The organism is Pararobbsia silviterrae (assembly GCF_003628125.1).
Taxonomy (GTDB): domain Bacteria; phylum Pseudomonadota; class Gammaproteobacteria; order Burkholderiales; family Burkholderiaceae; genus Pararobbsia; species Pararobbsia silviterrae.
The window spans coordinates 1-22008 of the sequence record NZ_RBZU01000008.1 but is presented as its reverse complement, the minus strand read 5'-3'; the positions used below and the strand labels follow the sequence as shown (position 1 = coordinate 22008).

Sequence of the window (22008 nt, the reverse complement as noted above, 5' to 3'; positions counted from 1 at the left end):
GATCACGCCTCCCGCGCCTCGACAATACTGACTTCGAGATCCGCCTGGAACACGTCGAACTCCGCGCAAAACGTCGCATAGGCGCTTCGGATCGCATCGATCTCGACCGGACGCTTCGAACACGCGGTCTCAAGCGCGGTGCACGCGTCGACAAGCCGCGCTCCCCCGACGAGACGTACTGCCCCTTTGATGCGATGCGCGAGCGCCGCGAGCGCGCGATCGTCCGATCGACTCAGGGCCGCATCCGCGGCGACTTTGTCTTCGATGTTCGTGCCGCGCAACGAACTCAGGAACGGCACGCGTTGCATGCCGAATCGCGCCACCTTCACGCAATCGATTGCCGATTCGATCTTGTGTCGACCCGAGGTCCAAGCGTGCTCGCGCACGTCCGCTCTGCGCGCGAGCAATAACACGCGCACCAGCGTCGGGATATCGACGGGCTTGACCAGACATTCGTCCATGCCCGCGCCCAGGGCACGCTGCCGCGCTTCCGGTTGCGCGTTCGCCGTCGCACCGATGATGACGCACCGATGCGGGGATCCGCCCTCGGCATTTGGATCGATATCCCGCGGCGCGAGCGTGCGCGGCCCTGAGCGCGCCTCGCGCTCGCGAATCTTCGCCGACAATTCCTCGCCGCTCATCAACGGCATCGAACAATCCGTGAGCACGACATCGAACCGCCGCTTCGACCACCGGCCGAGCGCATCACGACCATCGCTCGCCACCGCCGCGACACAGCCGAGCAACTCGACCTGCTGCCGCATGACGAGTCGATTGGCCGGATGATCGTCGACGATCAGTACGCGCAGTCCCGCGAGCGTCGCGCGCGCGAATTCGATATCGAACGGCGTCCCATCCTCTTCCGCGCCACGGTCACGCTCCGGCACGCGTGTGTCTTGCACCGCAAGCGACGCCGCCTCGCCTTCGTCGGTCTCGATGCTTTGCGCGACCGGAACAGCACGCGCAAGCGTCAACGCGATCGTCACACGCGTACCCTTGCCCGGCGTGCTGTCGAGATCAAGCGTCCCATCCATCAGATCGACAAGGCGCTTGCAGATCGACAAGCCGAGACCCGTTCCGCCATACGTGCCGCGCTGCGCGTCGCCGACCTGCGAGAAAGGTTCGAACAGGATCGTCTGATCCGCATGGGCAATACCGACACCGGTATCGAACACGGTCATCGACACGTCGAACACTTCATCTGTACGTTCGACGATTTCATATTCGATGCCGACCGAACCCTGCCTCGTGAACTTGACCGCGTTCGACAGCAGATTTGCGATGATCTGTCGCAATCGCACAGGGTCCGCCATGACGTCGGCACGCGCGCGACGCGTCCCCTTCTCGACAAGCCGGAACGCCAGGCCCCGTTGCGCGGCGAGGTTCTCGTAAAGACGCGCAAGTCCTTCGATCCACGCGTAGAAATCGATGGCTTGCGGCGCGAGTTCAAGTTTGTCCGCGTCCATCTTCGATACGTCGAGCACGTTATCGATCAGCGCGAGCAGATCGTGCGCGGCCTGTTGAATGACCCCGAGGGACGCGCTCCGACGCTGCGCGAGCGTCGACCGTTGAAGCTCGAGTTCGATCAGACCGAGTATCGCGTTCATCGGAGTGCGGATCTCGTGACTCATCGTCGCAAGGAAACTCGACTTCGCGCGATTCGCGGCTTCGGCCTGGTCATGCGCGCGCCGCAATGCATCGAGCAGGGTCAGTTGGAAGGCGAGCTGCTCTTCCAGCGTGCGCTCGGCCACGACACGGCGCCGGATCTGCACACGCATCGACACGCCCCAAACGACGAGCAACACGATCCCGACCCCACCCGCGATCGCCGCAAAGATGATGCGCGGCCGGATTTGTTGCCACTTGGGCTCGGGACTGCCCGCAAGCAGCCAACGGCGTCGGATCGCGTCGATCTCGCCGGGCGGCAGATGCGCAATGACCTTGTCGAGAATCGACGCGAGTTCGGGCTGATCGGCCCGTACGCCGAGATGCACGGGAATCGGCGCGCCGCCGACGGTGCCCGTGATCGAGAACATCCCCTTCGGATACAGGCTCAGCGCGTAATGGGCGACCGAGATTTCCATCAGCGTCGCATCGACGTCGTGATCGCGTACGGCATCGAATGCGCTGAGAACGGATGTCGCGCCGACGAGCTGGACACCGGGCCCGGCGCGCGACAACTGTGCCCAAAGCGCGCTATCCGGCAGCAAGGCCACTTTTTTTCCGGCGAGCGCGTCGATGCTTCGCAACGGCGAACTCGACGTACGCATGACGATGACCCAGAGCGAGCGCATATAAGGAATCCGCGTCGTCATCGCGTGCCGATAGTCTTCGGCATCGGCCATCACGGGCGTCAACAACGCGCGCCCGCTCGCGATATCCTGCACGACCTCCGCGACGTTCGGCCGCAGCACGCCCGAAAACGTCAGCCCGGTTTCGAGCGCGATCGCCTCGAGCACGTCGACGCCGATCCCGGCAGGCTCGCCGCGCGAGTCGGAAAACACGAGCGGGGCGAGATCCGCCAGCGACGTGTACGGCACGATCGGATGGGTACGGATCCACGCGCGCTCGCTCTCGGTAAGGTCAAGCGGCCGGACGAAGCCCGGTTCGCCGACATCGTGCGCCCAGCGGCCTCGGACACCTGTCGCAAACGACGTCGGCAGACTCGCAAGTCCGCGATCGATGAGCTTCACAAGCTCGGACTCGTCGGGACGGAGCGCAAAATCGAATCCGCCGTCCTCGATGGGCGCATAGCCGCTCGGCGCGAGATTGTGCAGTTGCAGCTGGTCGATGAGATAGCTCGCGACAAGCAGATTTCCGATAGCCGCATCAGCCTCGCCGAACGAGACGCCTTCGAGGGCTTCGAGCATGCCCGGAAACGCGACCGGCACGGAATCCGGATAGGCCAGCGCGATGTCATGCGCGCGGCGCGCTTGTCCGATGCCGCCGACGTATGCGATGCGCCGCGGCACGACACCGACGTCGGCATCGCGCGCACGCCGCTCGATCATCGCCATCTGATTCGCGACGTAGGGCCGGCTATGCAGCAGCCCCGGCCCGTCCGCGAACGTCGACGTGGTCATCAGATCGATCCGATGCTCGCGTAACGCCTCGATCATCGTCGCGCGATCGTCGAACGCGCGCCATTGAATCGGCACGCCGAGCCGCGCACCGACCGCCTCGACGAAATCGACCGACATACCGTATACGCCGCCGCGCACATCGGACGCATCGAGCGGAGGAGACAGACTGGGCACGATACCGACGACCAGATGATCGGCGTGGGCCGCGAGCGCGGCGCGTTCCATCGTGTCGAGCGAGAGCGCCGGCAGCGTTGCCGGCGCGCTCCATTCGGAGACGACGGCACGCCCTTCGAATGCGTCCGCGCGTGTCGCCTGACCGGGCGGCGGCGCGGACGCGCACGAAAACGCGGCGCACCCTAAGGTCCCGGTCAGCACGGCGAGATGACAGAACCACTTCGTGATGCGCCGCATCGTCTCGGCCTTGTCAGTCGATCAGGCGATGGGCTTTCGCGAACTCGACCAGATCCACGAGCGTTGCGAGATTGAGCTTGCGAAGCATGCGCGTCTTGTGCGTGCTCACTGTCTTCGGACTCAAATACAAGGTGTCGGCGAGCTGCTTGTTGCTTGCCCCCGCGACGAGCCCCTTGAGAATAGTCAGTTCGCGCGGCGACAATTGTCCGAGCCGGTCGGTCGAAGCGTCGGTCCCCGCGTCGGCAAAGCAGTTATAACCGGCCAGCACGAGACGCGCGGCTGTCACGATGTCGCTGATGTCGCGATCCTTCCCGACAAAACCGTGACCGCCGGCATCACGCGCAGGCCCCGCATGCATGCGCTCGTCCTGCGACGAGAACACGAGAACGCGCGTGGCCGACGCCGCGCGACGCATTTGCCGAATCAGCTCGATCCCGTCGATATCGGGTAGTTTGAGATCCACGATGACGAGTGACGGAGGCGAGCGTCGCACCAACGCCAGGCCCTTTTCTCCGGTACCCGCCTCGCCGACGATTTCGAATTCCCCGGTGTCTGCCAGCTATTGATTGTTATGTATTAATAATCAATAGCTTACGAAAAAACTAAAATTTGCAGCCCGCCATTTGGCCCGCCATTAAAATAGACATTCCTCGACGCAACGGGATCGCGTGCGACGCGTCGCTCTGCAGCGTCACAACCTCTTTCGTTCCTCGACTCTTGATCGGTACCTCGTCGACGCGTGATCGATCGTTCGACCTATCTGATAGGGAAACGAACAGCGGCCATTGAGCGCCGAAGTGCCACCGTCCGTGCATATCGCCGTGGCACGACCTGAAACCATCAAGCAGTACTGGCGCTCGTGACTCGCAGCTTGCCGCGCCTCAACACCAATTCTGAATTCATCCAATGTGATCTCGTCCGAGTGGGAAATAAGCGGGGGCGAGATTTCCATCATAGGACGGAAGCGCACCGTCTCACCGCAGGAGATTCTCAAGAGGGTCGCGCCCGACTTGCTCAAAAAATGGAGCGCCTTTATTCCCAAACGATAGCGTTGCGAGCCGCCGACTCCGGCCCTATCGTACGGACCGCAACCGTGCATTGGGACCTCGCGCGCACCAACCCGTGAGAAAGCGAGATCGAAAGAATCGCAAATTGCTCGGACTTTGCTCGGTTCAGTAATCAATCGCAGGAGTCAACGATCGAGTTCGCGTGCGGCCTTGATCGTTGGAGGTTCCACATGGGAAACACTCACCAACGATCGAAATCCGGCACCGATCGAGATCTCACGTCGTGCTCGTCTCTTCCGAATTCGACTCAAGCGCTTGGCCCGATCGCGCGATACCAAATTCCCCACGCACAAGAATGATCTGCAGCAGCGTCCTCAAGCCCGCTCGTTGTTAATTAGTACCCCCTCCCCCACCGTCACCTCCCGTCGACAACACCCAGCTCTCCCCTCAATTTCTGCACTTTTTTACGTCGTATCTGGGGTTTTTCGCTCCGCCTCCGTCACCCAAGGATCTGCAAATTTTATACAGCGATCCCAGCAGTAAATAAAGAGTAGACCCACAACCTTGAGACGAATATGACAGCCCCATCACGCCTTCCAACTGCAGCAGCAAACACCATCAAAACCATCCTCCATTCAGTAGCCTATTTTGACCTCGTCCACATCCGCTTCGAAGATCCATCGCCGCGTCTCGCGGTCCTCGTCCACGTTATATCGCGTGCAGAACTCACGCACGGATGATCGACGAAGTTGTGCGCGATGTTCAATCAAAAATCGATTCCGGAATCCCCGCGTCCGAGATCGCGATTCTGACGCGGACCAACGCACAGGAGTGAGCCGACGAGCCAGAGCAACCACGCCCAAAAGCCACCAAGAAAGAGAAACCAGACCGCGTTACCAAGCGTGCGCATACCTTCAACTCCGTCCGTTTGAACGATCGATCGCCTACCGTGCGTTGAGCGAGTGGCCTCGACCTTTGCCTATGTCAGTCGCCGATATCTGTGTATACGGTCGATTTTATATCAATCTTTATAGTTGATACACAACTTTATACATCTATTTACTGGATTCATATAGTTGACTTTCAACTATTAAATGTGTTACGAGAAAACAGTTGATAGCCGACCATCTACGTCGTCAAATCAGACGCGTATGGGAGAGGTCGAGCGTGGCTCCATCGAGGCAGGAAGAGCTTGTTAGCCGGAAGATTGGCAAGACGATTGCCAAGAAGCGCAAGGCTGCGGGTTACACCCAGGAGCAAGTGGCCGAACATTTAGGTATCGGCAACGAGGCGTTCTCCCGGATTGAACGAGGGCTTGTGAGTCCGGGGATCTTCAAACTCTACGAACTAGCCGAATTGTTCCAATGCGGCGTCGAAACGTTCCTAATCGAAGGATCAGGACGACCGACCGATCAGGCCGAGCACCTGCAGCTGCTGATGTCTAGGTTGTCAGGCCCCGACAGACAGATGATCGTCGGAATTGTCGAGCGATTGTCCGCCCGGTTGGGGAAAGAACCGAGGAAATCCAAATCCGACGCAGATCTTTCTCCTTAAAACTCAACGCCTGCAATGCTCGGTGAGCATTCGACTTTTGCCAATTTTCCGCAGGCGCTCGGTCCAATCGAGATCATCTCGACGAGCAACAACGTTGCCGAACGCGCCTCGATAAAGCAACCGCAAACACCGAAAATGCAATCCTCGCCGAGGACAGTTCGCCGAGTTCGACGCATCGGAATCATTTCAACGCCGATTGGATCGCCATTCCACGAGATATGGGACAACAAGTGCTGCGAGATGACGTGTAAGCGTGCATCCGCCGGCTCTTGCGATAGCGGACGTCGCCGACAATGCACGCCGTGTCTATTGCTCGATGCGCCCAATCGACGAGGTCGGCAGTACATCGAGCGATGCCTGCTCGGCGCCAACCCGCGATTGAACTAACTCCATCAGGGCCCGAGCGCCGTCTGACAACGGCACGTCCGGGCGACGCAGAATGCCGATAATTCGCATGACGCTCGGCTCGACGAGGTCAAGCACGGCCAAACCGCTGCCGGGCCCGACGGGCAGTCCGATCGACGGCACGATCGTCGCGCCCATGCCGAGCCGCGCCATTTCTATCGCCGTCGAGACATTCTCAGCCTCGTATCGCCAATTGATGATCTCGCCGCTACTGACGAGCACCTCCGCCGAAATGACATTGCGGATCAGACTATGGTGATTCAAGGACGCGAGGGACACCTCGCGTTCGCCCGCGAGCGGATTGTCATCGCGACAGACGACAACGAACCGGTCTTCGAGCAGCGGCTTGAAACTCAGATGCGAATGCGTGGCTCGGCGAATCGTCAAGCCGAATTCGAGTTCGCCGCTGTTGACCTGTTCGGCGATCAGCGATGCATAGCCGTCGAAAACGCGAACCCGATGCTCGGGATGCATCTGCGCAAACTCGGCAAGAATCGGCGTCAACATTGCCACCGCGAGCGTCGGTACACAACCCACTTCAATCTTCGGCTGACGCAACATGCCTTGCATCCGAATGTCATGAAGCGACGTATGCAGTTCGTGAATCAGACGCCGCGCACGTGGCAGGAGCGAAAATCCCTCGCGTGTCAGTGCCACGGTTCTCGTCGTACGCGTGAATAGCGGCACACCGAGCTCCGCCTCGAGCTTGCTCACGCGATGGCTCAACGCGGTCTGCGACAGATGGATCGCATCGGCGGCGGCCTGGAACCCGCCATGATCCGCGACGGCAATAAAGGCTTGCAGGCCCAGAATATCTAAACGCAAGAGACACGCCCCGTCTTCTTCGAAAGCTCGTCCGATGCGGTGCTCAGGCGCCGCTCATCCGGCTAATGCGATTTTCGAAAGCCCGATGGTCTGTTCGAGCACATCGGGCCGCGCGCGCAACGCATCGGTCGTCCCATCGAACTGAATGGTGCCCCGCTCGAGAATCACGATGCGGTCCGCGAAATCCATCACGACATCGACATCCTGCTCGACGACGACGCATCCAATGCCGGTTTCGTCGACGAGCGCGCGAATCGCGTCCATGACTTCATCGCGCAACTGAGGCGCAAGGCCTTCGAGCGGCTCGTCGAGCAGCAGGAGCTTGGGACGCGTCACGAGTGTTCTCGCGATCGCGAGCATCTGTTGCTCTCCACCGGACAACTGATCGCCATAGTTGTTGCGACGCTCTTCAAGCCGCGGAAACAGCTTTGCGATGAGCGCCCATTTTACGTCGTCGCGCCCGTTGCAGAGTGCCGAGCGCAAATTCTCGGCAACGGTCAGCGTCGGAAAGATATCGCGCGTCTGCGGCACGAGTCCGATCCCCATGCGCGCGCGCCGATAAGTCGGCATCGCATCGAGCGATCGGCCGCCGAACGAGATCGACCCCGCAATCTGATGCGTGAGACCGACGATCGTCGAAAGCAACGTCGTCTTGCCCGCACCGTTTCGCCCGATGAGGCCGACGCGCTCGCCTTCACTGATACGAAGCGCGATGTTCTCGAGGATGACGGTACTGCCGTAACCCGCGACCACGTCCTTCAGAATCAGGTCATTGCCCATGCTTGCCTCGCCCGAAATAGACTTCACGCACGCGCTCGTTGCGCGCGATCTCGCTCGCCGGGCCGCTCGCGATGAGCGCACCCGAGGCCAGGACGTGGATGTCGCTCGCAAAGCGAAACACAAGATCCATATCGTGCTCGATGAGCAGCACGGCAAGGTCTTTGGGCAGCCGTTCGATCGTCCCGATGATGATTTCACTCTCGCCTTTCGGCACGCCCGCTGCGGGTTCATCGAGCAATAGCACCTTGGGTTGCAGCGCGAGCGCCATCGCGATTTCGAGCAGCCGTTGTTCTCCATAGGCCAGATGACGCACGCGCGTGCCCGCGCGATCCGCGATGCCGAGTTGCGCCAGGATCCGAATGACGGCTTCCTGAATCCCGTCATCGACCGCGCGTCGGCCGATCAACTGGTGCGCCCTGCCCTGTTGCTGAATCACGGCGATGCGCAGGTTCTCCTCGACCGACAAGTCCCGGAACAAACGGTTGATCTGGAACGTCCGTCCGATGCCCTCCTTGACGCGCCGGTCCTGATTGAAACGCACGACATCCCTGCCGTCGATCCGGATCGAACCCGACGAAGGACGCAGAACACCCGAGATCAGATTGATCAACGTCGTCTTGCCTGCGCCGTTCGGGCCGATGAGCGCCGTGCGCGCCCCCGCCGCCAGCGATAGCGACACATCGTTCGTGACCTTCAATGCGCCGAATGCGAGGCTGACGTTGCGCAGTTCGAGCTTAGGCTGCATGGGACCGCCCTCCGCGATTCGAAACACGCGTCCGTCCTGCTTCGACAAGCCCCCAGACACCTTCAGGCAAATAGAGCACACAGACGATCAGCAACGCGCCAACCAGGAACTGCCAGTGATACGGATTGATCGCGGCCGCATAGTAGTGCACGAGCATGAAGAGCACCGTGCCGACGATGGCACCGGGCAGTCTGCGGCTGCCGCCGACGACGAGCATGACCATCGCATCGCCCGACGTCGTGAAGCTCAGGCTCGACATGCCGACCACTTGCGCCGTCTGCGCGCTCAATGCACCCGCCAGGCCCGCAACGAGTCCGCCGATGCAGTACGCGATCAACTGTTCCTTGTAGACACTGCTGCCCAGCGCTTGCATGCGGCGCGGATCCGAGCGGATGCCGCGCAGCGTCGCGCCGAATGGGGACTGCGTCAGCTTGCGCATGACGAAGAACACGATGACAAGCACCGTGACGGCGTAGATGAATGCCGTGCGCCCGCTGAAATCGAACGCGATTGCACCGAAAATCGGTCCGACCGAGATGCCGGACAGCCCATCGTCGCCGCCCGTGATACTCGTGGCGGTATTCGCGATTTCATAAGCGATCTGGGCCACGGCAATCGTCAGCATCAGAAACGTCAGTCCGCGCGTGCGCAACAGCACGAGCCCCGTGAGCAAGGCGAGCAGTCCCGCCACGACGCCGCCCACGAGCAGACCGAGCAACGGATCCGCATTCAGACGCATCGCGAACAACCCCGCCGCATACGCGCCCGTGCCGAAGAACACCGCATGACCGAGCGTCGGCATGCCGCCCTGGCCGAGCACGAGCGACAGCGAGAGCACGAAGAGCGCCATGACGACGATCTCCGTCATCAACGCAAAGTTCGACGAGAACAGGCATGCCGCAAGCGCGGCCGCTGCGGCCATCAAGCCTTCGGGAAGCAGCATCGGGCCCTTGCGCGTCGAAGCCGAGCCGGACGCGATCGATAGATTCATGGGTGACCTCACGTCAGACTCCTTCCGAACAGTCCCTGCGGCCGCACGATGAGCACCGCGAACATGACGAGATAGAACGCCGTGGCCGCGGCATCGGGCAACAGGTATTTCGCGGCCGTGTCGACGACCCCGAGCAGGACCGCGGCGGCAAACGTTCCGCCGATTTTTCCGAGGCCGCCGACCGTGACGACGGCGAGCACGATGACGAGATAGTTCAACGCGTACGAGGGCTCCATCGGCATCAACGCCGAACCGAGAATCCCGCCGAACGCGGCGAGCCCCGAGCCGAACGCAAACGCGCTTGTATAGAGAAACGACGTGTTGATGCCGAGCGTCTGCGCGGTCGATGTGTTGTCGACGGCCGCGCGAACTTTGAGGCCATAGTCGCTGCGCTCGAGGATGAGCCAGATCAGACCGGCGAGCGCGGCACCAGCCACGATGAGCACGAGCCGATACCGTTGGAACACGAGGCCCAGCAGCGTCCACGGACCCGTCATGTAAGCGGGCAACGGCAGCTCGGTCACGCGCTCGCCGTGCAGCAGATTGCATCCCGCGATGAGCACATAGACAAGCCCGAGCGTCAGCAACGCCTGGTCGAGCTCGCTGCGGCCGTACACGCGACGCAACAGCACGCGTTCGAGCGGCACCGAAATCGCGGCCGTCGCGAGAACGGCCAGCACGACGGCGAGCTCGAAACGCACGCCCGCTCCGATAAATGCCGCGCACGCGAAGCCGCCCATCATCGCGAAGCCGCAATGCGCGAGATTCACGACCCGGATCAGACCCATCGTGATCGACATGCCGACGGCGATCACGAAGAGCACCATGCCGTACGCGACGCCGTCGATCATGATGGCAAGCGCCATGTTCATAGCTTCCTGTCCTCCTTCAAGCGAGAGCGAACCTCATTTCGGCGCGTCGAGACCACCCTCGGGCACCGCCGTATAGGTCTTGTATTCGCGATTGACCAGCAAGCCACTCGTCTTGTCACGTTCGACGCGGCGCATATAGACATTCTGGATAAAGCCCTTCGTGGTCGGATCGATTTTCAGGGGGCCGCGAATCCCTTCCCACGACATGCCCTTGACGGCCGCGATCGCTGCGTCGCCGTCGTGTTCGCCCTTGGTCGCTTCGATCATCTTCGCGATCATGGCCATCGCGTCATACGCCTCGGCGTGCGGAAGACTCAGCACCGCGTTCGGGTATTTCGCCTTGAGCGCGGCCGCGTACTGCCGATTGAGATCGCTGTCGTGCGCGGCCGAATAGATGAATCCGGTCTCGAGCCCGATCACGCCGTCGCCCATCGCCTGAAGATCGAATTCCTGCGTTTCACCCGTGCCGAGATACCGGATGCCGCTCTTCGGCATGCCCGAGTCGATATACGCTTTCATGTACGAGTACGTGGCAGGGCCGCCCGGAAGAATCGCGTAGATCACATCGGGCTTGGCGAGCCGCGCGCGTTGCAGGAAGGGCCCAAAGTCGGTCGTCGACAACGGCATCCGGATTTTTTCGAGGACCTTGCCACCGCGCTTCTCAAAGCTCGACAAGAACGATTCCTCTGCCTCGCGGCCCGAGATGAAGTCCGTGACCATCGTGACCGCGGTCTTCGCGTGCTGGTTCGCGGCAAAGTCACCGATTGCCGAGACGTTCTGCGCCATCGTAAAGCCCGCGCGCAACATGTATTTCGAACTCGAAATCACGTTCGCCGAACCCGCATTGAGCGCGATCGTCGGAATCTTGGCCTGCTCGATCGCACTCGCGACCGACAACGCATCGGCCGACGTATCGAAGCCCATCAGATAGTCGACCTTGTCGTGAACGATCAACTGAACCGCGAGCGCGCGTGCCTCCTTCGGATCGGGAGCAGGCAGATCGCGATAGATGAACTCGATATGATTGCCCGCGATCGCGTTGCCGTGCTGATCCATGTAGATCGTGATGGCCTGTTGCCAGCCCGTACCGTATAGGCTTTGCGGGCCCGAGAACGGACCGATGACCCCGATCCGGATGTCCTTGGCCATCGCGGCCGCGCTCACGAGCATCAGGGCCGATACGGCCGCGCCTCGCGCCACTCCCAAAAGCTTGGCTTTCACCTTGTCTCCTCCAATTGAATATGTTTTCTGACGTCCGATATCCGACTTCGAGGACCGGCGTCGTATCGCCGGCTCCCGCATGCCCGGCTCGTATTGCCCTTCGTCGATCAGCCTTCGCCGCGCGATACACGATCGCGGCCGTCGGGCACGGCCACGGGTCCCAGATGCGTACCGCCGTCGACCGTGATTTCGGTGCCGGTGATGTAGTCGCCTGCGCGCGAGGCCAGCAGCAGCGCCACGCCCTGGATGTCCTGCGGCGAGGCGATGCGTCCAAGCGGCGCGAAGCGGCCGAGCACGTCTTGCATCGCGGCGTCCTGCAGACGGCCGCCGGCGATCTGCGTGGCGGTCGGGCCGGGGCAGATCGCATTGACGAGAATCCCGTACCCCGCAAGTTCATGCGCCAGCTGTCGCACGAGCATGCCGACGGCACCCTTCGACGCGACATAGGCGGAGCCGACCATAAGCTCGGTCTTGCTCGCCGAGATCGAACTCGTCACGACGATGCGGCCCTGACCCGCTGCCTTCATGAGCGGCACGACCGCCTGCGCGCTATGAAAAACCGAACCCACGTTGACGCTCAAGGTGCGTTCGAGCACGCCCGGATCGATCGCTTCGAATCGGTTCGCTTCGACGCGTGCGCCGTCTGCGCCGAGAAACCCCGGTCCGCCGCTGATGCCCGCATTTGCGAACAACACATCGAGACCGCCGAGCACGCGATGCAAGCCTTCGAGCGACGCACGCGCCTCGTCCGGATTCGCCAGATTCGCGCACGCGAGCTCAGGACGCCGTCCGATTTGAGCGAGGCGTTGCGCGGCTGCCTCCATCCGCTCGGCGGACATATCGACGATGCCGACGAGCGCGCCGTTCATCGTCATCGCTTCCGCGATCGCATAGCCGATGCCGCTCGCGCCGCCCGTGACGACAATCCGCTTGCCCTCGACCGAAAACAGGTCGTTGATGCGTGTCATGGCGTCTCCGATGCGATCGATGCAATCGACGCGGTCGATGTCGTTGACGCAACCGATGTGGTCAACGCCCCTGGTGCCATAAAGCGCGGTTCGGACAATCCGCGCGTCGCCGTGTCGATCCGGAACAGGCGGCCCGCAAGCGGCCACTGCGCGCGCAGCGGTTCGTCGATGCCGATCGATGCCGTCGTAATGTAGAGATCACTCAAACCTTCGCCTCCGAAACCTGGACATGTGACGTTGGGACAGGGCAGCGCAACGATCCGGTCGACCTGACCTTCGGGCGAGTACCGCACGATGCGCGCGCCGTTGAACTCCGCGCTCCAGACGTAGCCTTCCCAATCGACCGTGCATCCGTCGGGACGTCCCGGCGCGCCGCGCAGATCGACGAAGATGCGCCGGTTATCGAGCGTCATGCGATCCCGCGCGAGATCGAACGACCAGATGATCTGCTCGGGTGTATCGGCGAAATACAGACGTGTACCGTCGGGACTCGATGCGAGGGCATTCGGTACGCGAATCCCTTCGAGGTGCGTCACGAGCGATACGCCGTCGAACGAATGGAGCGCGCCGACCGGGGTGAACGCCGTACCGCTCGACATGCTGCCGAACCACAGGCGTCCCGCGCGATCGCAGACGAGTTCGTTGAGCCGGCGCGCATCGTCGTCGAGCACGCGCACGAGCAGGCGGCGCGGCCGGCCCGGTTGCCAAAGATAGAGCGCATCGTCCTGCGCGAGCACGAATTCGGGTGTCGTGCCGTCGCAGCCCGCACTGAGCGCGAGGCCGCCCACCGTCTTGCCCTCGAGCCGATAGGACTCGAATTGCTCCTGGGCCGGGTCGTAGCTATGGATGCCGGGACCCTGCACGTCGAGCCACCAGAGACGTCGCGAGCGGTCACACCAGAGCGGCCGTTCCGCGAGCCGCTGCGACGTCAGGGTAATGGGTTCGAGTGCCATCACGCCGCGCGCCTCATTGACCCGCGAGCGGACGGCCGCCCGGCGACAGCACCGCCCCCTGATGGACCGGAGACACGTTGCGCTGATACACGTTGAGCCAGCCTGTCTCGATACGGGCGCCGAATTCGCGATGCTGCTTGCGGCGTTCGGCCAGCACCTCTTCGGGGACGAGCAAATCGACGCGCGCCTGCTCGACATCGATCTCGATCTCGTCGCCTTCGTCGAGCAGTGCGAGCGGACCGCCCGCCGCCGCTTCCGGGGTCGCTTCGCCGACCACGAGCCCCTTGTTGACGAGCCCCGACAACTGCCCTTCGGTGATCACGGCGACCTTGTTGATGAGGTCCGCGCCGTCGATCGCGAACACGACGGCCGACGTCATCGCGAGGCCCGGGCCGCCCTGCACGCCGAGCCCTCGCAACACGACGACATGGCCGGGTTTGACTTCGCCGTTCGCGATGCCTTTGATCGCCTCGTCGCGTGCGTGATAGATGATCGCCTTGCCGCGGAAACGCATCGTGCGCTCGCCCGTACCGCCGATCCGGATGATGCCGCCGCCCGGGATCAGGCTGCCCTTGACGATATTGAGCGTTGGGCGCGTCGAGACCGGATTGTCGAGCGGCTGGATGACGGTCGTGTCGGTCGGCGGCGCCTCGTCGAGAATCTGCGCGAGCGTCTTGCCCGAGACCGTCATGACGTCGGTTTCGAGGATCGGACGCAACTGATCGAGCAGCCCGCGCGCGCCACCGGCATCGTCGAAGGCTTCGGTCAGCGTGTCGCCGCTCGGACGCACGGCACACAGCAGCGGCACCTTGCGGCCATACTCGGCAAACACATCCATGACGTTGATATCAAGGCCCGCTTCAATCGCGATGGCCTGCAAATGCTTGACGCAGTTGATCGAGCCGCTGACCGCAATGACCGCACGCGCTGCATTGCGCACCGACGCGTCGGTGATGATGTCGCGCGGCCGCAGGTCTTCATCGATCATCTCGACGATCCGGCGTCCAGCCGCGCGCGCGTTGTCGAGCATGCGCGGGCTCACGGCACGCACGGGCGCGCTGCCGGGAATCGTCATGCCGAGCGCTTCGCTCAGCACGTGCATCGAATTGGCTGTCCCCATCCCCGCGCAAACGCCCGGGCTTCGGATCGCCACCTTCGCCATCTCGCCGAGTTCTTCGACCGTCGTCTTACCCGTCGCGACGTGGGACGAATGCAGAAACACGTCCTCGATGTCCGTGTGCTTGCCCTTGTATTCGCCCGATGCCTGATAACCGCAGATGACAACGATCGTGGGCACGTTGATGCGACCCGCGGCCATCAGTTGGCCTGGCGCGGATTTGTCGCACGAGGCGAGGCAGACCATGCCGTCGAGCAAGGCGCCTTCGACCTGCACCTCGATATCGCTTGCGATGAGATCCCGCGTGGCGAGCACGTATGCGCCGAATTTCCCTGCGTTCGTGATGAAGTCGCTCGACGCGGCCGTACGGATCTCGAACGGAATGCCGCCCGCCTCGCGAATCGCCTTCTTGACTTCGGCGGCCACGTCGTCGAGATGATTGAAGCACATGGCCAGCTCGGACGACGTATTGATGATCGCGATCTTGGGCTTGAGCATGTCCTCCTCGCTGAGGCCCATCGCCATGAAGTGCGCGCGGCGGCCGGCCCAGATCGCCGTGCCCGGTGTCACATTGCTTCGATACTTCGTCATTGAGGTCTCCGAGTATTTCCGAGTGTTATTTGCGGGCGTCGCCGAGGAACACGCCGTTCGCGCGCAGGCGATCCTGAAGGCGCCAGATATCGACGCCGCGTGGTGTGGTGCCGTCGGCGAGCGCGAGATCAGCGGCGATACCCGCGGCTTCGCCCATCGAGAAACAGGGGCCGCTCACGCGCGCCGACGATTGCCCGTCGTGCGTCATCGACGCGCAGCGGCCGACGACGAACAGGTTTTCGATCTGCTTGGGCACAATCGTCCGGTAAGGGATCTGGTTGTATCCGCGAGATCCGTTGGGCGCGAACACGATTTTCACGTCGCCCGACACATGCGCTTCGACGGGCCAGCCGTTCACGCCAATGCTGTCGTCGAAATCGCGGCAGCCGAGGATATCGTCCTGGCTGAGCTGGTAGTCGCCGACGATGCGTCGCGTTTCACGAATGCCGAGTTGCGGGGCGATTTCGACGATGTAGGCGTCCTCGAAACCCGGCACCGAGCGACGAATGAAATCGAACGCGTCCCAGCTCTGACGACGGCCCTGGATTTCGCCCTTCGAGAATTGACGCGCATCGATGCCGCTGACGGGCGACCCATCGTCGTTCTTGACCTGCGTCAGATTGCTGCGCCATTCGATCGGATTGCGCTGGGGCCGCACGATCGGATGCTTGCGCGGGAACGGCACGCCCGAGCGCGCTTCCTCTTCGGCCATGAGCTTCGGAATCAGCTCCCATGCGGCGCCCGCCTTGACCGGATCGACGCCGTTGATTCGGAACATCGTCGACGGATAGAGTGTGTAACCGTGCTCGTCACCAATCTCGATCGGAACGCCGCTCCAGTGAGCAAGATCAGCATCGCCCGTCGCGTCGACGAAGATCCGGGCGGTGATCGCGAAGCGGCCTTCCTTCGTCTCGACAAACAGCGCGCGAATTCGATGGTCCCCTTCCTTGACGAGCCCTGCGGCGAAGGCGTGATAGAGGATCTCAACGCCCGCGTCCGCGAGCAGATCCTCGGCTGCGATCTTGTACGCGGAGATGTCGTACGCCTGGGCCTGGATCCGTTGTCCGAGCGAGAGATGCGGTTTGCTCAAGGCATCCATCGCGTCGAGGCGATCGAGAATGTCGTCGACGAGGCCGCGTGTGGTCCGCGTATGCGTGCCATACACGTTCGAATGCAGACCGCAGAACGTCGACAGCCCCGCCGCCGTTCCGGCGCCGCCAAGGAAACCGTATCGTTCGATCAGCAACGTCCTGCGGCCGGTACGACCGGCCGCGAGCGCCGCGGCGATACCCGCCGGTCCGCCGCCCGCGACGACGACGTCGAAATCGCCATATATCTCGAGGCTGCGCTGCGGTTCGATGATTCGCTGTTCATGCATGGTCAAGACTGTGTCTCCGAAAATGTCGCGTCAGTGCCGGCCGTGCCGGCGTGCTTGCAGCATCAGATCCGCGGCGCGCTCGGCGATCATCACGACGGGCGCGGCCGTGTTGCCGGACGTGATCGTTGGCATGATCGAAGCGTCCGCAATGCGCAGCCCTTCGACGCCATGAACGCGGAGCTCGGGCGTGACGACGGCATGCGCGTCATGGCCCATGCGGCACGTACCGACCGGATGGAACACGGTGCCGAGCACTTCGCGCGCGTGTTGAAGAATCGCTTCGTCGGTCTCGATCGCGAGCGTCGGCGACATCTCCCGCGCGCGATATCGGGCCATCGCGGGCTGGCGCATGATGTTGCGCACGAGCCGCACGGCGTGCACCGCGACGTCGCGGTCTTCCTCGGTGTCGAGGAAGTTGTTGAGGATCGTCGGCGCTTCGATTGCCGCGTTCGACCGGATATGGACCCAGCCCCGGCTCGTCGGACGCAGATTGCCCGTCGATGCGGTGATCCCCGCGTACTTTTCGAGCGGTCCGCCGACGCGGTCGTAACTTGCGGCTGCGACATGGATCTGGAGATCGGGCGCGGGCAGGTCTTTCCGCGAGCGTGCGAATGTCGCAAGCAGCGTCGGCTGCCCCGCGAGCGGACCGCGATGCGTGAGCATGTATTGAAGTCCGAGTCCGGCCTGCCCCAGCAAGCTGCTGCCGCGATTATTGAGCGTGCGCGTACCGTGCAGCTTGTACTGGACGCGGATCTGCCAGTGATCCTGAAGGTTCTCGCCGACGCCAGGCAGATCGCGGACGACCGCAATGCCCAGTTGCGCAAGTCGCGCCGCCTGGCCGATCCCGGAGCGCTCCAGCAATGCCGGCGTGCCGAACGCGCCGGCCGACACCACGACCTCGCTGCGCGCCGTCGCGATGCACGTGGTCTGACCGACGCGATAGCGCAAGCCGGTTGCGCGATTCGCCTTGAACGTCAGCGATTCGACGAGCGCATGCGTGACAATCTTGAGGTTCGGGCGATCCTCGACGGGACGCAGAAACGCGTATTCGGTCGACGCGCGCCGGCCGCGCTCGATGCTGGCCTCGAAATAGGCCGCGCCCTCGTTCTCGCCGTCGTTGTAGGCGGTGTTATGCGGAAGCCCGAATTGTTGCGCGGCCTCGATAAACGAATCGAGCGCGGGCCAGGTGACGCGCGTGCGGCTCACGGGCCACTCGCCTCGGCCGCCGTGCGCATCGTTGCCGCCGCTGAAATGCCGCTCCGACTTCTTGAACCACGGCAACACGTCGCGCCAGCCCCAACCTGCGTTGCCCTGTTGTTCCCAGTGATCGTAGTCGTACGCGTGACCGCGGACATAGACCATGCCGTTGATCGCGGAACATCCGCCTAGCATGCGGCCGCGCGGCAGCGCGATACTGCGCGCATTGAGATGGGGCTCGGGCTCGCTCGAATACATCCAGTCGTATTCGGGTCTGCCGAGCAGAAATCGCATGCCGAGCGGCATGGACACCCACGGCCCGCGACCGTTGCCGCCCGCCTCAAGCAACAACACAGTGACGCTCGGATCGGCGCTCAGCCGATTCGCGAGTACGCAACCGGCCGTCCCCCCGCCAACGATGATGTAATCGAACTCGTCCATGGCCTCGAACTCATGCGCTCCACAACGGAGCGATCAGCGCGACACAGAGATCGATGCAGGGTTAACCAGAGCGTGCTGCTCCGATGCATTCCGCGTCGTCCGTCGTGCGCATTCGCTAGGTGCCTTGTGGCATCAGCGCGATGCGAAGATTCCCACGACGGATTGCGTAAGGCCAGTGCAAGATTTTGGGGAATTGATTCACTATTTTCACGAATCGATGTCGGAGTTGACCGTGAATTGGGCCATTCCCACGGCCATGCGGATCATCAGACCGTCCTGCGTCGATCACAGGATGGTGCTGCGGCAAAACCCGCCGGGGGAACGCTTCGGAAGCCAGCGCAGACATGTCGTCTGCTCCACCGAACGATCGATATCGTTCTTTCTCGGTACATGTGTCACCGAAAACTCGCCAACAGCGCCTCGGCCGCCTTGTCGATACCCGCTTTCGGTGCACCCAGATGGTCGAATACTGCGCGGACATTGAACGGGCTCGGATATTGTTCGGCCACGTACGCAACAAGCAAGCGGTTCGTCGAAGCATCGTAGAGTTCCACGGCATAACTGACTGATCCCGAGAACGCAGCCTGCCCTCCGTTCAACGCCTGAAGCCCGTTGTATCCCCCCCCGGCAACGTCGATCCATGCCAAGGCACTCGCAATGCGCGCGCTGTTCTCGGCACCTGCGAGTATCAGCCTGAGTTGCAAGCAAGACGAATCGTCGCACTTGGAGGTGAGTTCGAAGCGACGAGCAAGCGTAGTTGCAAATCGCCTCCGCATGTACGTCGCGAGTTGCCTTCGCCCGCGCTCGTCGATACCGACAAACTGACTGTCTGCGCCGCCATATACCTCCACGGGATCGATGACGAGACGATCGTACTTGAACCAGTCAATCGGTGTCAGTTCGCGCAATGGAATTCGACTTGCGTCCGCATAGGCGTGGGTGCTCGACACCGAATTTACCGTCGCGCCGATTCCTGAATATACGTTTGGTGGCCGTACGTTCGACAGCACGGGAAATAGCGAGAACGACGCGATGATGATCAGACGGCGTACGCGCCTTCGCATCGAATGCATGAGAATTCCTCGATCGGGATGACTTACGCAGCACGGAGTGGTCTCGACATACAGACAAGGCACCCTGACTCAACGGTGGTGAGCGTATCACGACCCAGAAATTTTACAAACCATCTGGACGGTTTATTGTAGAATGCCGCAGCGAATCGGGTTCGCTGACTTGTGATGACGGTGCCATCGGCCTGTAGATACATCAAATGCATACATCACCAGCCGACGAGTGGTCCGATCGCAATGCGTCGACGGCTTGGTAGAATGCCGGCTACCCGAAAATGGTAGAGCTCGATATGGCGCAGGCTGCTAGCCGATCGCCGATTCAGCATCGATGCATCTTCATCCCTGCCTTTGCCCGCTCATCATGGACAACGCCTCCCGCTCCGAACGCTCGCGCAATATCGCCATCCAAGCTGCCTTGGTCATCCTGACGCGCGACGGTCCCGGAGGATTGACGTTTGACGCGCTGGCGCGTGAAAGCGGCATCAGCAAAGGCGGCTTACTGCACCAGTTCCGCAGCAAGGCTGGGGTACTGACCGCATTGCTTCAATATCAACGCGAGATGTATGGCCGGTTCGCAACGGACTATTTGGTCAAAGCAGGTGCAAAAAAACGCGAACGGACCCTGGCGGCGCAAATATCCGTGCTGAGAGAGTCGATCAATCAGCCACATTCCGTCGCTCGCGCGGTGCTCGCAGCACTCGTGGAAGATGCCAATCTGCTCGAAGACATCAAGAACGCAGACGACACCCACAGCAAGATCATCAAAAAGGAAGCCGCTGATCCCGATATGGCCATGCTGCGTCTGGCTGCTGCGCGCGGACTCGCGTACAACGCCCTGCTCGGCCTGTGTCCGATGAGCAGCAAGCAACGCGATCGACTCTTTGAACGCTTGCTCGACGAAGACTACTGGTCCAAAACCGGCAGCGGCGGCGCATCGATCGATTGAGACACGCCGTCGGAAGTGTCACGGTACTCGCCACGAAGCGAAGCATGACGCGAGCCGAAGATACCGGTTCAAGGCACACATCGAACGCTTGAGCCAGGCTGAAGCGCGATCGGCGCCACGCTGTTCTTGTCCTTGACAGACTCGCTACGACTTTAAAACGTCCGACTTCATTTGCAAACCATCTGGACGGTTTACATCAAATAACGTCGATGCTACTCTTCGGTCCGAACGTGCCTGGAGCGCTCGCGCGCCCTGGACACCTTTTCTGAACACGGAGATCACATGACTCAAACTACTTATCTGCGAGCGTGCGTGGTCGCGATGCTCTGCACTCTGTTCGTCGGCTGTGCATCGGTGCAACCCATGCCTTACTCGGAACTCTCGTCGTCGAACTATCTGCACAGAAACATGCAATCGGATGCCGATCATGTGCCGTTTCGTTACACGATCGCGCGTAACTGGAGCGCATATAGCAAGCTCATTCTCGACCCCGTCGTCATTTATCGCGGCGCCGATCAACAGTTTGGCGACATGAGCGATGCCGACAAAGCAGCGTTGGCGACCTACATGCAGTCGACGTTTTCGAGCAAGCTGGCCTCACGATTCACGTTGGCCCACCAAGCCGAACCCGGTGCCTTGCGCATGACGTTGACACTGACCGGCGCGACGACCACGACTCCGGTACTCGGTGCGGCGACTCACTTTGATATTGGCGGCAATCTCTACAATGCCGTTCAGGCCATGCGAGGTCAGAAGGCGCTATTCGGCGGCTCAGTCACCTACGCGGTCGAGATACATGACGCGGCGACCAATGAATTGCTCTATGCGGATGTGACGCAACAATACCCCAACGCCATGAACATGGGTGCTGCGTTTGGTGCTTTGAGCGCGGCTCGCACAGGCATCGACAAAGGCGCAGACGCGCTTGTCGTCGTACTTGGCGGCTCGTAGGGCCGCGCATCAACACGGGTACGTTGTCGAGTGCCGGCGTCTGCAAACGAGTTCCACTAACCGCGGTCGCCGGCCAGCATCGAAAATGGACTGCAAAAGATGCAGCACATCAAGCAGATCCGTCAAATCCGTTCTCTGAGAACTCATGAGACGTCGTGTTGTTTCTTCGAGTTTTGCGGTTATTTTCTCTCGCTTCAAACCTCCTCAAATCTTCCTCATAAAAGAATTGCCGTCCTTTTCGCAGTTGCCGCTCCCCTGCTAGGACGATCTCTACTGCGATATCGATCAAACGATCTTCGACCTTTTCACATGGCGCGTCGCACCACATAAGACATTCCGCAGATGGTCCTCGCTTCCAGCAGGCGATCTCGAGTTCGACTGCCATCGGCACGCCTCCCTCCCTACGAGGTAAGCGAGTCGCGAGCGCCGTCTTGACGACGGCGTCGTGATCGTCAGTGGCCGGCGCGAAGCTGTTCCGCCACGACCCACGGCGTCAATTCTT

The 22008-nt window shown here is 61.7% G+C and carries 18 protein-coding genes; 3 read left to right on the top strand and 15 right to left on the bottom strand.

Annotated elements, in window-relative coordinates; genetic code table 11:
* Positions 1-2: 2 nt before the first annotated feature.
* Complete coding sequence (locus D7S86_RS17490; RefSeq protein WP_121088160.1) at positions 3-3494, bottom strand: ATP-binding protein; 3492 nt, start codon at positions 3492-3494, stop codon at positions 3-5.
* 13 nt (positions 3495-3507) lie between these two features.
* Complete coding sequence (locus D7S86_RS17485; protein WP_276313478.1) at positions 3508-4029, bottom strand: response regulator transcription factor; 522 nt, start codon at positions 4027-4029, stop codon at positions 3508-3510.
* Positions 4030-5668: 1639 nt separating this feature from the next.
* Here D7S86_RS17485 and D7S86_RS17480 point away from each other — a divergent pair.
* A complete protein-coding gene (locus D7S86_RS17480; RefSeq protein WP_121088158.1) occupies positions 5669-6055 on the top strand; it encodes a helix-turn-helix domain-containing protein in 387 nt (128 codons plus the stop codon).
* Between the two features lie 306 nt (positions 6056-6361).
* Here the strand turns inward: D7S86_RS17480 and D7S86_RS17475 are convergent, their stop codons facing one another.
* From D7S86_RS17475 to D7S86_RS17420, 12 genes are all read right to left on the bottom strand, one after another.
* Positions 6362-7285, bottom strand: a complete 924-nt coding sequence (locus tag D7S86_RS17475; RefSeq protein WP_121088157.1) for a LysR family transcriptional regulator — start codon at positions 7283-7285, stop codon at positions 6362-6364.
* Positions 7286-7339: 54 nt separating this feature from the next.
* On the bottom strand, positions 7340-8092 hold the full coding sequence (locus D7S86_RS17470; protein WP_240648245.1) for an ABC transporter ATP-binding protein: 753 nt from the start codon (positions 8090-8092) through the stop codon (positions 7340-7342).
* The gene (locus D7S86_RS17465; RefSeq protein WP_121088155.1) at positions 8055-8810 is read right to left on the bottom strand and encodes an ABC transporter ATP-binding protein; all 756 of its coding nucleotides are present in this window, start codon (positions 8808-8810) and stop codon (positions 8055-8057) included. Before D7S86_RS17465 ends, D7S86_RS17470 begins: the two co-directional genes overlap by 38 nt.
* On the bottom strand, positions 8800-9801 hold the full coding sequence (locus D7S86_RS17460) for a branched-chain amino acid ABC transporter permease (protein WP_205962837.1): 1002 nt from the start codon (positions 9799-9801) through the stop codon (positions 8800-8802). The genes D7S86_RS17465 and D7S86_RS17460 overlap by 11 nt, the downstream gene beginning before the upstream one ends.
* A gap of 8 nt (positions 9802-9809) precedes the next feature.
* Entirely contained in the window at positions 9810-10667 is an 858-nt protein-coding gene (locus D7S86_RS17455; RefSeq protein ID WP_240648244.1) for a branched-chain amino acid ABC transporter permease, read from the bottom strand.
* A gap of 39 nt (positions 10668-10706) precedes the next feature.
* Positions 10707-11894 (bottom strand): ABC transporter substrate-binding protein, encoded by a 1188-nt coding sequence (locus tag D7S86_RS17450; protein ID WP_158602009.1) that lies wholly within the window; start codon positions 11892-11894, stop codon positions 10707-10709.
* A gap of 107 nt (positions 11895-12001) precedes the next feature.
* A complete protein-coding gene (locus tag D7S86_RS17445; protein ID WP_121088152.1) occupies positions 12002-12862 on the bottom strand; it encodes an SDR family NAD(P)-dependent oxidoreductase in 861 nt (286 codons plus the stop codon).
* Positions 12859-13815 carry an SMP-30/gluconolactonase/LRE family protein gene (locus tag D7S86_RS17440; RefSeq protein WP_121088151.1) on the bottom strand — a complete coding sequence of 319 codons (957 nt, stop codon included), beginning with the start codon at positions 13813-13815 and terminating at the stop codon, positions 12859-12861. Before D7S86_RS17440 ends, D7S86_RS17445 begins: the two co-directional genes overlap by 4 nt.
* Positions 13816-13828: 13 nt before the next feature.
* Positions 13829-15523: a dihydroxy-acid dehydratase gene (ilvD, locus tag D7S86_RS17435; protein WP_121088150.1), complete on the bottom strand. Its 1695-nt coding sequence runs from the start codon at positions 15521-15523 to the stop codon at positions 13829-13831.
* Between the two features lie 25 nt (positions 15524-15548).
* Entirely contained in the window at positions 15549-16901 is a 1353-nt protein-coding gene (locus D7S86_RS17430) for an FAD-dependent oxidoreductase (RefSeq protein ID WP_121088149.1), read from the bottom strand.
* 30 nt (positions 16902-16931) lie between these two features.
* Positions 16932-18539, bottom strand: coding sequence for a GMC family oxidoreductase (locus tag D7S86_RS17425; protein WP_121088148.1), 1608 nt, complete (start codon positions 18537-18539; stop codon positions 16932-16934).
* 395 nt (positions 18540-18934) lie between these two features.
* Complete coding sequence (locus D7S86_RS17420; RefSeq protein ID WP_121088147.1) at positions 18935-19612, bottom strand: DUF3313 domain-containing protein; 678 nt, start codon at positions 19610-19612, stop codon at positions 18935-18937.
* Positions 19613-19970: 358 nt separating this feature from the next.
* On the opposite strand from D7S86_RS17420, the gene D7S86_RS17415 reads away from it, so the two are divergent.
* Both D7S86_RS17415 and D7S86_RS17410 read left to right on the top strand, forming a co-directional pair.
* On the top strand, positions 19971-20555 hold the full coding sequence (locus D7S86_RS17415) for a TetR/AcrR family transcriptional regulator (protein WP_121088146.1): 585 nt from the start codon (positions 19971-19973) through the stop codon (positions 20553-20555).
* Positions 20556-20837: 282 nt separating this feature from the next.
* On the top strand, positions 20838-21506 hold the full coding sequence (locus D7S86_RS17410) for a DUF3313 domain-containing protein (protein WP_121088145.1): 669 nt from the start codon (positions 20838-20840) through the stop codon (positions 21504-21506).
* A gap of 109 nt (positions 21507-21615) precedes the next feature.
* Here D7S86_RS17410 and D7S86_RS29205 read toward each other — a convergent pair whose 3' ends face one another.
* Positions 21616-21891 (bottom strand): hypothetical protein, encoded by a 276-nt coding sequence (locus tag D7S86_RS29205; RefSeq protein WP_147432375.1) that lies wholly within the window; start codon positions 21889-21891, stop codon positions 21616-21618.
* Between the last annotated feature and the right edge of the window lie 117 nt (positions 21892-22008).

Bases quoted from the DNA above. Each gene is read 5' to 3' on its own strand.
- D7S86_RS17490 (WP_121088160.1), bottom strand. From the start codon at position 3,494: ATGCGGCGCATCACGAAGTGGTTCTGTCATCTCGCCGTGCTGACCGGG.
- D7S86_RS17465 (WP_121088155.1), bottom strand. From the start codon at position 8,810: ATGCAGCCTAAGCTCGAACTGCGCAACGTCAGCCTCGCATTCGGCGCA.
- D7S86_RS17460 (WP_205962837.1), bottom strand. From the start codon at position 9,801: ATGAATCTATCGATCGCGTCCGGCTCGGCTTCGACGCGCAAGGGCCCG.
- D7S86_RS17455 (WP_240648244.1), bottom strand. From the start codon at position 10,667: ATGGCGCTTGCCATCATGATCGACGGCGTCGCGTACGGCATGGTGCTC.
- D7S86_RS17445 (WP_121088152.1), bottom strand. From the start codon at position 12,862: ATGACACGCATCAACGACCTGTTTTCGGTCGAGGGCAAGCGGATTGTC.
- D7S86_RS17440 (WP_121088151.1), bottom strand. From the start codon at position 13,815: ATGGCACTCGAACCCATTACCCTGACGTCGCAGCGGCTCGCGGAACGG.
- ilvD (WP_121088150.1), bottom strand. From the start codon at position 15,523: ATGACGAAGTATCGAAGCAATGTGACACCGGGCACGGCGATCTGGGCC.
- D7S86_RS17430 (WP_121088149.1), bottom strand. From the start codon at position 16,901: ATGCATGAACAGCGAATCATCGAACCGCAGCGCAGCCTCGAGATATAT.
- D7S86_RS17425 (WP_121088148.1), bottom strand. From the start codon at position 18,539: ATGGACGAGTTCGATTACATCATCGTTGGCGGGGGGACGGCCGGTTGC.
- D7S86_RS17420 (WP_121088147.1), bottom strand. From the start codon at position 19,612: ATGCATTCGATGCGAAGGCGCGTACGCCGTCTGATCATCATCGCGTCG.
- D7S86_RS17415 (WP_121088146.1), top strand. From the start codon at position 19,971: ATGGACAACGCCTCCCGCTCCGAACGCTCGCGCAATATCGCCATCCAA.
- D7S86_RS17410 (WP_121088145.1), top strand. From the start codon at position 20,838: ATGACTCAAACTACTTATCTGCGAGCGTGCGTGGTCGCGATGCTCTGC.
- D7S86_RS29205 (WP_147432375.1), bottom strand. From the start codon at position 21,891: ATGGCAGTCGAACTCGAGATCGCCTGCTGGAAGCGAGGACCATCTGCG.